The following is a 12778-nucleotide window of genomic DNA, read 5'->3' as shown; positions in this document are numbered from 1 at the left end:
TTTAGCTGATATATTTCGATTTTTCGCCGGGATATTTTAGTTATCCCGTTATTTCAAAATGAACTTCAAGATTGGATAACACTCTTCTTATTTAAAATCCCATTCTGCGAGAGAATCAACAATATAAGTAGGCTTTACTTTAATAGAAGGAAGATGTTCCTTTTTCGTTACCCCTGTATGAACTAATAATGTATCCATTTCAGCATTTATTCCAGCTAATATGTCGGTATCGTAGTTGTCTCCTACCATAATCGTCTCCTCATTAGTAGTACCAAGGACAGCAAGTGCCTGCTCCATTATGATCGATTCAGGCTTCCCAATGAAAATTGGTCGTGTTTGTGTCGATACAGCGATAACTGAGGTAAGCGAGCCATTACCAGGAAGCAGACCTCTTTCTGTCGGGATTGCAATATCACCGTTTGTCGATATGAATGTAGCACCATTTCGAACGGCCAAGCAAGCGACAGCCAACTTTTCATAGCTAATCTCACGATCAATTCCCACTACGACAACATCAGCATTTTCTTCAGCTAAACGAAACCCTTTTTCAGCAATCGCAGTCCGAATCCCTTCTTCACCAATCACATATATGGATGCATCCTTATTAAGATCATAAATATAATTAGCCGTAGCTTGACTGGTTGTAAAAACTTGCTCATCCTCCGTCGGAATGGAAAACGCCCTCAGCTTTTCAGCGACTTGGGCAGGCTTTCGAGAAGAATTATTCGTGACAAACAAGTATGGGATATTTAAATTTCTGAGCTGCTTCACAAACTCAGCAGCTTCATGAATTAGCTCCGTTCCTTTATACATCGTTCCGTCTAAATCGATTAAATAGCCGTTATATTTTCTCAACTTATTTCACCTCTAAGAAGTATTCTTTTCATTGTCCCATCCGATTCTAAAAAACGCAAAAACGCTCCTGCTAGAGCGCCTCTATCATCCGCCTTAATTTCGAAATGCCGAAACTGGCCCAAGTTCATTGAGCAAATACTGCTGTACATGTAAACTGAATTTTTTCAAAATCTCTAGCTCGTGCTGAAATTCCCTTTGAAGGTCTTCATGGACAATCTCTGTATAATTTTGTACGAGCATTTTACGATATGAAATAATCGCTTTTAACCCTTTGCTCATTTCAACTGAGATGACTTTTTCATCCTCTAATATATCAATAATATCGTCATAACTCCCTGGATCCCGCATAATAAAACCATCAATCATTGCATTTCCAACGTCCAATATCCCTTCAATAATTGTATGGCACAATCGTTCAAGGGCTGCTTTTTCAACGGCAGTCTTCCATTCTCTCTTTTCTTCAAAAAGCAATAATTGTTGATCAACAAATGCCAATATGCTTTCGATTTTTTCTCGGTCGACAAAATACATCTGTTTCAATCCTTTCATCAATAAGCAAAATTAACTCGATGCTAAGCTCTTTTGTAGGGATTCTGGCCTTGCAAAGAAATAGCCTTGAGCAAGGTCAACATTATTACGTGATAATACCGACGCCTCTTCTGCGTTTTCAATTCCTTCTGCCACAACAAGGGAACCTGTTTCTTTCGCTACTAATAACAATCCCTTTAGCATTGATTCCTTGACTGGATTCTTATCAATATCTTGAATAACAGAGCGATCAATTTTGATAATATCTGGCATGATCGCACTTATTGTATTCAAACTGGCATAGCCTGAACCCGTATCATCTACTGCGATTTGAAAACCGATGCACCGCAATGCCTTAATGTTGTCTAATAACAATTCAATTCCTTCAATTGAATCACGTTCGGTTATCTCTATCGTAAATTGACTCGGAGGTATATTTTTATAACGCTCCAGCAATTTATTCAAGTCGCGAATAAAAGTTTTATTGCCCAAGGAAAGTGGAGTGAAATTAACAAAAATAGCATGTTTACACGCTGTTTTTTGGATTTGTTCAAATGTTTTTTCGAGTACGATCATTTCTAAGTCATATAAATAGTCAGTCTGTCTAGCTACCGAAAACAAGGTCAGCGGGCTTTCATAAGCAGTATCCCTTGGTCCACGCGTTAACATTTCCCATGCTCTCACAACCTTTGACTCTACATCTATAATGGGCTGCGCCAAAAGCCTGATTTCTTTTTTAGAGACAATTTTTCGGATCATATATAACATTTCATTAAACTCGGAGTCGATTCGTTTCTCAGCCATTGCTAATGCCTGCTGATGAGCCTTGTAAATCGCTTCCTGAATCGAATAGTGTTTCTTTTCAATAAACATGTAACCAGATTCAAATTCTGGTTGTGCGCAAGGAAATGAAAGAGACAGCTTCTGCTTAACTTCCTTTATCACTTTACTCAATGCTGCGTCAATTTCAAAAACACAGCCCCAATTCTGGTCAACTTTTAAAAACAGTGTAAATCCATCACTATAGTGATCGTGGAGGACTAACACATCCTCATCACATAGCTCTAGTTGAACGACCGTACGAAAGGAGAGCTTCAACTCTTTTATAAAAGCTCGATAATAGTCTTCTCCTAACAGACCATGCAACTCCTTCAAATTGTTGATGTTGAACACTAATATAGCAACTTCGCATCCTTGCTTAAAAGCCAATTTGACCCCTTCAACAACAGGATTTCTAACGATAAACTGTGGGGGAAAATAACGCAGTCTCTTAAATGGCAAAACAATTCTTGTCCACTTCAGTACATTTGTACCAATATCTTTAAGTTGAGCCAATGGGATCAGTCCTCTCAAGTGTTCACATCGATGCTAACGATATTGTAGCACAATTTTAGTATTGCGTATATTTCCCTTCTTTGTGAAAGTCTACTATTTTTACAAAACAAAAGCATTTAAAAGTTGTGAATCATTTGTCAAGAATAGCAATGTTGAATGGCCTTTTTTTTGTTAAGATAGAGAAGTGAAATAAAATCACAATATACGATTGTGGATAAAATGTGAAGTGCTGACATATTACTGGAAAATAGTTGAATGGAGGAAAGGTTTTGGAACGTGAGCTAGCATTGGAAATTGTCCGAGTAACCGAAGCGGCAGCATTGGCATCTGCCGGCTGGATGGGGAGAGGAAAGAAAAACGAGGCCGACGAAGCAGCAACAAATGCCATGAGAAAAATGTTCGATTCTGTTAATATGGATGGAACCGTCGTCATTGGTGAAGGAGAATTGGACGAAGCTCCGATGCTCTATATTGGAGAACGACTAGGGACAATGACAGGGCCAAAGGTGGATATCGCGGTTGATCCGTTAGAAGGAACAAGTATTGTAGCAAAGGGTCATAATAACGCAATGGCTGTAATAGCGATTGCTGATAAAGGAACATTGCTCCATGCACCAGATATGTATATGGAAAAAATTGCAGTTGGCAAACAAGCGGCAGGGAAAATTAGCTTGCTTGATCCGATCGAAAAAACGATTGATATAGTAGCAAAAGCAAATAACAAACGTGTTCAAGATCTCACTGTTATCATTCAAGAACGAGAACGCCATGAGCAATTGATCGAACGAATAAGAGCGAAAGGCTCTCGGGTCAAGCTTTTTGGTGACGGTGACGTTGGAGCTGCAATCGCCACGGCATTGCCACAAACCGGAGTCGATTTATTCGTCGGAATTGGCGGAGCACCTGAAGGAGTAATTTCCGCCGCTGCCATAAAAGCACTCGGCGGAGATATGCAGGCACGATTAGTGCCTCATTCTCCTGAAGAAGAACTGAGATGCATAAAGATGGGTTTGCAAGAACCTCGACAATTATTATTATTACACGACTTAGTCTCAGGGGATGACGCAATCTTTGCAGCAACTGGAGTTTCTAATGGAGAGCTATTAAATGGAGTGCGTTTTCTTGGTGGCGATTTAGCTGAAACTGACTCTATTGTGATGCGCAGTAAAACAAAAACGGTTAGATACATTAAAACGCATCATCATCTTGAGAGTAAACCACACTTACTCATGTTTACTTAATAAGCGAAGCAAAGGAGGGGTATTATGTCAGAAAGATTTTACTTATATAACGATTTAGTCGATACAAAAACTCGGTTTGTAAGTTTTATGGGAGAAAACAATCGATTCGATTTAGCGATTATTCAATCTGATCGTCATTATGGAAAACAAATCGTCCTTGATATGCAGGGAAGCCGCTATGCTATCATCGGTCCAGATGACTTAAAAGAAGAAGGCTATTTAGAGTATGCATTCCAATTATCCGAGGAAGATGCGGAAGAATTAAGGCAGTTTTTATATGAAGTGATTTAACATTCATGGGGTTGTCAAAAAAGGCAGCCTCTTTTTTTCTTGGAACTCCCACATTACAACACTAAGAACAGCAAAAGTTACCTTTCCTTTTTACAAATAATTAGTTAATACTACGAGAAAGGAGAGTGATTTAAGGTGGCGCACAAGAGAAATGAACAATACCAGGATTTTTCCAATGTCGAGAAACAACGGGAAGTTATAAATGCGGAAGAGTTCCCTGAAGGGCCTTTCGGATCGCCGATTGCTCAGCAAAAACCAGTGCAAAATAAAGATGGTGACTGGCAAAAAGGGCAACGCTCTAACAGTGGTTTTACGTATGAAAATCGAACACTACATGAGGATACTCCACGACAAATGGAGGGTTCCCATCCTATCCACGATAAAAAGGATGAATAGAAAAAAGAGCGACCAGTGTGTCTTCACTGGTGCGCTCTTTACCCCTGTACTTTCCTTACAACAAAATAAGAACAGCCAAAGTTACAAAATTCATAAATATATTCCGTCAATGTGCTGATTTTTGTATCAAAAGTTGCTTTTTGATTTTTATCATCATAAAACCCTTTTAGGCGAAGTTGACCATAGCCCCAATCACCTACTATATAATCGTATTTACTTAAAATATCGCTATATCTGCCTTGAAAAGCCTCTTCGTTAAAACCTTCTCCTCTTTCCTCAATGATCTCGTAGCATATATTATTGATGCAGATCAAACCCATCACCTCTTTTTGACACACTATGTTCTCATTATATACTGTCTACCGCCTTTTTCACAATAAGGGCATAAATTTGAACTTGATTAATTTACTAAGTGAAAAATTTCTAAATTTGTTCATACTACAAATGTGGAGGTGTAGATGATGAATAAACGTTCTCTTATCGTTAGTATCGGTTTCCTGCTTTTATTAGCTGCATGCAATAACGACTCAGCAGTGGAAGGGCTTTATAATGAAAGTGGAAATACGATTAATGTTAATGACCAGCGTGCAGATATTTATAATAAAAATGGAAAAAATGAACCGGAAGATTTCGGCTATGTTCGCCATCAAAAAGCACCGGTAACCGGGACAAATGTCGCAAATGATCACTATGCAGCGATGGATCGAGAAAAGACTGCTGATATCATAAGCAAGCTATGTACGGATATTCCTAATGTAGATGATGTCTCTACCCTTGTAACAGGAGAAGAAGTGATCATTGTTTATGCAACCGATTCTGATAATCGCAAGGAAAAAGCCGATCAAGTTAAAAAAACAGCAATGTCTGTCGTTCCACGTTGGTTTGACATTTTTGTCACCGATAATACTGCTTTAAGAAAAAATGTTGAAAGCTTTGCTACGATGGACTCTGATAGTCGAAAAGCCGAGTATGCCATTGATCAACTAATTAAAGAAATAAAGAAATCACCTCAAGGACAGTAGCAACAACAAAAAGCGTATGAAATACTTTTCAAACTATCTTAGATGAAGCACGATAATAGCAAACAATGGTCACAGCACTTCTAGTGGCTCGTCAGAGTGATCACGACTTGCCCTAAAATAAAAATTACCATGCAAAACCAACGAAATTGCTCGTTTCTTAAAACAATAAAAAGAGTTCAGCTTCAAAGCCGAACTCTTTTTATTTATGCTTCATTTGCTTGTTGCTCTGCAAGCATTTGCTTATGCTTCGCTGCTTCATTTACTTGCTCATCTGCATGGTATGATGAACGAACAAGTGGACCTGCTTCACAATGGCTAAATCCTTTACTTAAGGCAATTTCTTTTAGCTCTTGGAACTCATCTGGGTGATAATATTTGATTACTGGCAAATGCTTCTTTGTTGGCTGTAAATATTGTCCAATCGTCATGATATCGACGTCATTTGCACGTAGATCATCCATTGTTTCAATAATTTCTTCCTTCGTTTCCCCTAAACCAATCATTAAGCTTGATTTTGTCGGGATGTCTGGATTCATTTCTTTTGCACGCTTTAAAAATTCTAAAGAACGCTCATACTTTGCTCTGGCACGAACTCTTGGGGTTAACCTTCTAACTGTTTCAATATTGTGGTTGAGGATATCTGGTTTTGCATTCATTAATGTTTCCAGATTTTCATACACTCCGCCCATATCCGATGGAAGGACTTCAATGCTGGTAAAAGGACTTTTTCTGCGTATCGCTCTGACAGTTTCAGCGAAAACAGCCGCTCCTCCATCCTTTAAATCATCACGTGCAACCGCAGTTACTACAACGTGCTTTAAATTCATAAGTGCAACAGAATCAGCGACTCTTTCTGGCTCTTGCCAATCGAGCTCTGTTGGCAGTCCCGTTTTTACAGCGCAGAACCGACAAGCTCTTGTACATGTATCACCTAAAATCATGAAAGTTGCTGTTCGTCTTACAGCCCAGCATTCATGAATATTAGGACATTTCGCTTCTTCACAAACTGTATGAAGGCTTTTTTCACGCATCATTTTTTTCAGACCTGTATAATTCTCGTTTGTGTTCAGCTTTATTTTTAACCACTCAGGTTTACGTAATTGCTCCTGCTTCTGACTCAATTTCTACACCATCCCTTTAATGATCAGTGTTTATATGTACCAAAATACTACTCATGTCACTTTATCATACTGAAAAGCATCAGACAAGAAAGTTGTTTTTATTGTCCTCTATTACCATTTATTGATATTTATTTATTCCAATCAATGTCACAAACTAAGTTATGTGAATCACTTAAAAGAAAGCGGCTTTGAAATTATTCCTAACTCCTTACTTATTTAGGATAGACCATTTTTAAAGGAGGATTCTTGTGCGCTATTTTCGATTAATTTTGCCCATATTCATATTTTTCCTGTTAATTAGCTTCAGCCCCGTTCAAGCAAAAGAGGAAGAGAATGTATATACTCAAAGAATGAATCTCTATAAAAGTGTAGAAGCAGTTACCAATATTCCGTGGTACTATATGGCTGCTGTCGATCAGTATGAGCGCAATATTCGCAACGCAAGGCGTGATCTCCCTGACACAGATGGAGTTATCGGTATTTATTTTAAACCTGAAGAGTGGGTCGGAATATTAAACCCAAACCTGGAGGATCAAAATCTTACCTCAATCAAATTTTTTAACGGAATGGGCTATGATGGAAACGGTGATGGGAAAGCTGATATGAACGATGATGAAGATGTCATCCATGCTTTTGCTCAATACCTTCTGACATACGGAGTTAATCATGACAATATAAAAATCGCATTATGGGATTACTATAAGCGGGATAAAACGGTCGGAATCATCATTGACAAGGCGAAAATTTATAAGCATTTTGGCAGAATTGATCTGGAAGGCCATGCCTTCCCCGTTCCTTTAAGAAGCAATCATAGCTATAAAAATACATGGGGAGATGCACGAGGCTGGGGCGGTCGAAGAATTCATGAAGGTACAGATATCTTTGCCGATTATGGGGTTCCAGTACGGGCGACATCCTACGGGATAATTGAAATGAAGGGATGGAACCGCTACGGAGGTTGGAGAGTAGGTATTCGTGACATTCATAATAACTATCATTATTTCGCTCACTTAAGCGGATTTACTAAAGACTTAAAGCTCGGACAAATTGTTGAACCTGGCATGCCAATTGGTGGTGTGGGCAGTTCTGGTTATGGCCCACCAGGAACATCAGGGAAATTTCCGCCTCACCTCCATTATGGAATGTATAAGGATAATGGCTATACAGAATGGTCGTTTGATCCATATCCACACTTAAGACTTTGGGAAAGACAAGAACGGCAAAAGGCTAGAAAATAACGATGATTTACATTTCGGTAGGAATGAACAGAAAAACCAAAAAACAGGCAAAAGGCTGCATAACCTTTTGCCCGTTCCTATTTAATCGATTTATTTAGCCTGTCTTGCTTTTTTCACGGCATGAAGTATACTTGCCCCTAAGCCTCCCCAAATAATGACCATACCGACAACCATCATGACAATTGAACTTACCGACATTATTTAGAGACCCCCTTTTGTTCAGGTACAGATTGCATATTTTTTTGCCACTTAAATGTTGAAAATACAATCCCTAATATCACTGCTGCAACTGCGACTCCCCATCCAGAATAGAGAAGGAAGCTAGTTGGATAACCTTCATAATTTTCTTTAATATTCGTAATAATATTTTGAACCATCATAAATCCTAGTACAATTGGTGTGATAATGCCTAAACTTATATTCCACCATGTACTAATGCGAATATCGGAAATGTTGTTTGCATGATCCCGGATATTCTTAAGTTCTTTTAAGAACCAAGCAACTACAATAACTTCAACAAGACCTGCAAGTGCAACACCAAACTGGTTAATAAAGTAATCAGCCGCATCTAAGAAGTTTAGTCCGCCTCTTGTCGCATAAAGTATGGAAATGAGCGCTGCTAATCCACCACCAATAGCCACCGACTTTATTCGAGATACTTTAAACTTATCTTCTACTCCCGCAACAAAAGTTTCAACGATTGAAATTAATGATGTTAATCCTGCAAGAGATAAACAAATAAAGAATAGAGAGCCAAAGAATCCATTTAATGCTGGGAATTCATTAATAATCTGCGGGAATACGACAAACGCCAATCCCACACCACCGGCGACCACTTCATCGATACTAACGCCTGCTTGAGTAGCCATAAATCCAAGAGCAGCAAATACCCCAATACCTGCTAGCAATTCAACACTTGAGTTGGCAAAACCGGTAATAAATGCGTTATTAGTTATATCTGTTTTCTTCGGAAGATAGCTAGAATACGTAATCATAATAGCAAAAGCAATAGATAAACTAAAGAAGATTTGTCCATATGCCGCTACCCATACCTGAGGATTGGCAATTTGACTCCAATTTGGCTTGAAAAAAGCTTCTAGCCCTACGGCAGCTCCTTCTAATGTAACCGAACGAATTACTACGATTAAAAATAATATAACAAGTGCTGGAATCATTACTTTGTTTGCTACTTCAATTCCTTTTTTGACTCCCTTAAATAAAATACCTAATGTAATGATCCAAACAAGTATTAATGGAATAAATACGCCTGGAACAATCCCTCCAACTGTCCCTGGATCACTATACTGTAAATATTCTCCAAACAAAAATCCTTCGGTGTCACTTCCCCACTTTAAATCAAAAGAAAATACAGTGAAAGAAAGCGCCCATGCAATAATAACCGAATAATATGTGGCAATCACAAATGAGATAGCGACCTGCCACCAGCCCAACCATTCAAACTTTTTATTCAAACGTGCAAATGTTAATGGGGCCGAACCGCGATATTTATGGCCCAGAGTAAATTCCATGATGAGTAGAGGAATCCCAGCTGTCAGTAAGGCAAACAAATACGGCAGGAAAAATGCCCCTCCTCCATTTTCATATGCAACTGCCGGGAATCGCCAAATATTCCCTAAGCCAACAGCAGAGCCAATTGCGGCTAAAACGAAACCTGCTCTTGTCCCCCATTGCGGACGATTTTCCATAGTCCTTTCTCCCTCCCATGACGAATCCATCCTTTTTCCTTAATTCAATGAAGAATGGAAACTTTTTATATTTTCAGACTATTCACTTTAACTAAAATTAGTATAGCTAGTTTTTTTCTATCTGTCAAAACATTATTTTAGAAAAAGTAATAATTCTTCTAATAAAGTATTTCTTTCTTTTGATTATTATCGTAAACAAACTGATTTCTCCAATAAATCTCTATTCTTCCATTCGTAAAGTTATGTTACGGAGCACGCAATTTTAAGCAGCCTTTCGAATCCAGCAAAAAGGAAGACGAATCCACTCATCTTCCCTTTCACTTCTTTCTATCTATTTCAACACTTCCTTGTTTTGATTGCCAAATAGAAAATAAAATACCCCTAAAAGAATCGCGACGACTACAAGTGCAACAAGTGTACTTCCTGTAAAGCCGATGAAAAGATATCCACATGCAGCTATAACTGCTGATATGATTGCATACGGCAACTGAGTTAACACATGATCCATATGATTTGAACCAGCTCCCGTAGATGACAGAATAGTCGTATCAGAAATAGGAGAACAATGATCTCCAAATACTGCACCAGCCAAAACGGCTGCCATTGCCGGCAATAAAAGTGTTACATCAGTAGAAACTGCAATTTCACCAGCTATTGGCAACAGAATCCCGAAGGAGCCCCATGATGTTCCAGTAGCAAATGCCATGATACCAGCAATAACATAAAGAATAACTGGTAGAAAGGCAGTGTTCATTTGCGAATTTTCAACAATTCCAGCTAAATATTTACCTGTTTCCATTTGGCCGACAAGATCAATAATCAACCACGCAAATAGAAGAATATAGACTGCTGGCAGCATTGACTTTATTCCTTCTACAACACCAATTGAAAAGGTACTTCCCGAGATTCCTTTTTTCACAGTCACTTGACGGATATACAAAAGCATCGTAACGGATAATCCAATTAGACCACCATATAATAGGGACGCAGCCACATCTGTGTTTTCAAATATGGCGAGAAGAGCTGCTTTTCCCTCCACTGCATTTGCTCCTGTCCAGAGCATAGCTCCTACTGTTCCAACAATTAATGCAATAATTGGCCATACAAGATCGCCAACCGTACCGTTAGTGCTAACTGGTAAATCTTCTTTCAACTCTCCAGGAATGGTTTTTTCCGGATCATATAATTGTCCTGCTGTAATTGCTCTCTCTTCGTGAAGCTTCATCTGTCCCAAATTGATATTTCGAAACATCACAAGGAAAACTATTGCAAATGTAGCCCAAACGTATAAATTCATTGGAATCATTTGAATAAAAGCGGAGAATGCAGTGTATTCCGTAATCTGATGTGTAGCAAAAATAGATCCGATAATCGCAATAATATAAGCTCCCCAGCTTGAAATAGGCGAAACAACACAAACCGGTGCAGATGTCGAATCAATTAAATAAGCAAGTTTTGCCCTAGAGACCTTCTGACCATCTGTAATTGGTCTCGAGATTTGCCCTACAGCCAGAGCATTAAAATAATCATCAATGAAAATAATAATTCCTAAAACAACTCCAACTAGCTGAGCTCCAGTTCTTGTACGTACGCGCTTCATTGCCCATTCTCCAAAAGCACGGCTTCCACCAGAAATAGATATGAATGCCGTAATCATTCCAAGAATAAGCAGGAAAAAAATAATATAGACGTTCCAAGTATTAAGAGCCCCATTATCAATAAATATTCCCTTTATGGCCTCAAGAATAATCAGCAAAGTTTCACCAATCTTAAATTCCGCCAGCAAAAATGCGGCAGCAACAATCCCTACCCCTAACGAGAGCAGTACCTTTCTTGTTAAAATAACCATTATTATTGCTACAATTGGGGGTAATAATGAAAAAAATGTGTTTGACATGTTTGTTCCTCCTCTGTTAAATGGAGGGAGCCTAAGATAATGTCATTTAGTACTTAATTCCAGCTCCGTGGAATTGACCCAGATGGTTCATCCTATAACAAAAAAAGAGTAATGATAGAAAAACTCTATCATTACTCTTTGCTGTAGTAATTCGTTTCTCCATCCGACCTGTAGCTCCCCATTATGGATATCCCATAATGACAGTGTTACCCTTATTCAAAGTAACCCCAGTAATAAAACGGTGACACGTCATATTACTTCGGCACAATCTCCTTTCACCTATGCTCAATGTTGTCATCCTCACATAGCCTACTCTTAAATTATGCACCTCTACCCCACCGAAATGATAAGGTCTATGAAATTATGTTTCTAATATAACATTCCATCCCTTACTCGTCTACTGGTAATTCTATGGAAGGAAGAGCACCTTGCCCACCATTATTATAATACAGCGGTACGTCTCCTTCTAAAATTCCTAACGCAATCGGAATCCGTTGTTCTAATGTTGCCACTTCGGTAGCAAACGGGATGATGACTTGAACATTAACCTTCAACCTTATAATCACTTCAATATAAACATTATTGATTCCGACTTCCTTAAATTCTGTTTCAATATTGGATTCCATATCACCAATTGCCGTAAATTGGATAGGGATTCGTGGACCCAAATTCCCTAACAGAGCATTATTTGTCGCTTGCCCTAATGGTACGTAGTAAACAATACCTTTGCCATTACTCGTTTCAACTTGTTCAAATTCAAATTCTGAAATCCTCTGCAGCTCTTCTAAATCTCCTTCCTCCGCTTTTTTAATATTATTCAAAATTAAGCGAGTCGTATCTCGTAACATCGAATAAATTTTCGCCGTATCAAAATTCGTAAGAGACGTCTCCGTGTCTTTTGTAATAACATCATTAATATCGACAACGGATCTTTCCAACAACGCTTCATTAATAATCAGTGAAGCAATCTGCCTTGTTTGCGATTCTGCATAAGACATAAGCGTTGGCTTCAATCCTTTATTAATGATCCACAGCCCCGCTACTGTTGAAATAGTAAAAAAAACAACCGTTAGAAGGAGCACATATTTGAACGGCAACGGACCTCTTCGGGGTAGCCGACCGCGAAACTTAGCCAAAAAAAATCCCCC

The 12778-nt window shown here is 38.7% G+C and carries 14 protein-coding genes and 1 riboswitch; of the genes, 5 read left to right on the top strand and 9 right to left on the bottom strand.

The window, feature by feature from the left end:
- Positions 1 to 87: 87 nt before the first annotated feature.
- From FCJ93_RS10820 to FCJ93_RS10810, 3 genes are all read right to left on the bottom strand, one after another.
- Positions 88 to 855, bottom strand: a complete 768-nt coding sequence (locus FCJ93_RS10820; protein WP_095311350.1) for a TIGR01457 family HAD-type hydrolase — start codon at positions 853 to 855, stop codon at positions 88 to 90.
- 93 nt (positions 856 to 948) lie between these two features.
- Entirely contained in the window at positions 949 to 1386 is a 438-nt protein-coding gene (locus FCJ93_RS10815) for a DUF86 domain-containing protein (RefSeq protein ID WP_137743677.1), read from the bottom strand.
- A 30-nt stretch (positions 1387 to 1416) separates the two neighbouring features.
- Positions 1417 to 2718, bottom strand: coding sequence for an EAL domain-containing protein (locus tag FCJ93_RS10810; RefSeq protein WP_137743676.1), 1302 nt, complete (start codon positions 2716 to 2718; stop codon positions 1417 to 1419).
- A gap of 269 nt (positions 2719 to 2987) precedes the next feature.
- Between FCJ93_RS10810 and glpX the strand changes: the two genes are divergently transcribed.
- The 3 genes from glpX to FCJ93_RS10795 all read left to right on the top strand — a co-directional run bounded on the left by glpX (position 2988) and on the right by FCJ93_RS10795 (position 4646).
- Entirely contained in the window at positions 2988 to 3959 is a 972-nt protein-coding gene (gene glpX, locus FCJ93_RS10805; protein WP_137743675.1) for a class II fructose-bisphosphatase, read from the top strand.
- Between the two features lie 24 nt (positions 3960 to 3983).
- On the top strand, positions 3984 to 4250 hold the full coding sequence (locus FCJ93_RS10800; protein ID WP_137743674.1) for a DUF3055 domain-containing protein: 267 nt from the start codon (positions 3984 to 3986) through the stop codon (positions 4248 to 4250).
- 135 nt (positions 4251 to 4385) lie between these two features.
- On the top strand, positions 4386 to 4646 hold the full coding sequence (locus tag FCJ93_RS10795) for a hypothetical protein (protein ID WP_137743673.1): 261 nt from the start codon (positions 4386 to 4388) through the stop codon (positions 4644 to 4646).
- A gap of 38 nt (positions 4647 to 4684) precedes the next feature.
- Here FCJ93_RS10795 and FCJ93_RS10790 read toward each other — a convergent pair whose 3' ends face one another.
- A complete protein-coding gene (locus FCJ93_RS10790) occupies positions 4685 to 4960 on the bottom strand; it encodes a YutD family protein (RefSeq protein ID WP_137743672.1) in 276 nt (91 codons plus the stop codon).
- A gap of 147 nt (positions 4961 to 5107) precedes the next feature.
- On the opposite strand from FCJ93_RS10790, the gene FCJ93_RS10785 reads away from it, so the two are divergent.
- On the top strand, positions 5108 to 5668 hold the full coding sequence (locus FCJ93_RS10785) for a YhcN/YlaJ family sporulation lipoprotein (protein WP_137743671.1): 561 nt from the start codon (positions 5108 to 5110) through the stop codon (positions 5666 to 5668).
- Between the two features lie 203 nt (positions 5669 to 5871).
- On the opposite strand, the gene lipA is transcribed toward FCJ93_RS10785, so the two are convergent.
- A complete protein-coding gene (gene lipA / locus FCJ93_RS10780) occupies positions 5872 to 6789 on the bottom strand; it encodes a lipoyl synthase (protein WP_095311365.1) in 918 nt (305 codons plus the stop codon).
- A 248-nt stretch (positions 6790 to 7037) separates the two neighbouring features.
- On the opposite strand from lipA, the gene FCJ93_RS10775 reads away from it, so the two are divergent.
- Positions 7038 to 8027 carry a M23 family metallopeptidase gene (locus FCJ93_RS10775; protein WP_095311367.1) on the top strand — a complete coding sequence of 330 codons (990 nt, stop codon included), beginning with the start codon at positions 7038 to 7040 and terminating at the stop codon, positions 8025 to 8027.
- A 90-nt stretch (positions 8028 to 8117) separates the two neighbouring features.
- On the opposite strand, the gene FCJ93_RS10770 is transcribed toward FCJ93_RS10775, so the two are convergent.
- The 4 genes from FCJ93_RS10770 to yunB all read right to left on the bottom strand — a co-directional run bounded on the left by FCJ93_RS10770 (position 8118) and on the right by yunB (position 12766).
- Positions 8118 to 8225, bottom strand: coding sequence for a methionine/alanine import family NSS transporter small subunit (locus tag FCJ93_RS10770; protein ID WP_095311369.1), 108 nt, complete (start codon positions 8223 to 8225; stop codon positions 8118 to 8120).
- A complete protein-coding gene (locus FCJ93_RS10765) occupies positions 8225 to 9733 on the bottom strand; it encodes a sodium-dependent transporter (protein ID WP_095311370.1) in 1509 nt (502 codons plus the stop codon). The genes FCJ93_RS10770 and FCJ93_RS10765 overlap by 1 nt, the downstream gene beginning before the upstream one ends.
- Before the next feature lie 331 nt (positions 9734 to 10064).
- Positions 10065 to 11630 (bottom strand): Na+/H+ antiporter NhaC family protein, encoded by a 1566-nt coding sequence (locus FCJ93_RS10760; RefSeq protein ID WP_095311372.1) that lies wholly within the window; start codon positions 11628 to 11630, stop codon positions 10065 to 10067.
- A gap of 163 nt (positions 11631 to 11793) precedes the next feature.
- A riboswitch (Lysine riboswitch) is annotated at positions 11794 to 11971 on the bottom strand.
- Positions 11972 to 12019: 48 nt separating this feature from the next.
- Complete coding sequence (gene yunB / locus FCJ93_RS10755) at positions 12020 to 12766, bottom strand: sporulation protein YunB (protein WP_095311374.1); 747 nt, start codon at positions 12764 to 12766, stop codon at positions 12020 to 12022.
- Between the last annotated feature and the right edge of the window lie 12 nt (positions 12767 to 12778).

Source organism: Robertmurraya siralis (genome assembly GCF_005502275.1).
Classification (GTDB): domain Bacteria; phylum Bacillota; class Bacilli; order Bacillales; family Cytobacillaceae; genus Robertmurraya; species Robertmurraya siralis.
This window is presented reverse-complemented; position numbering and strand designations above follow the sequence as displayed.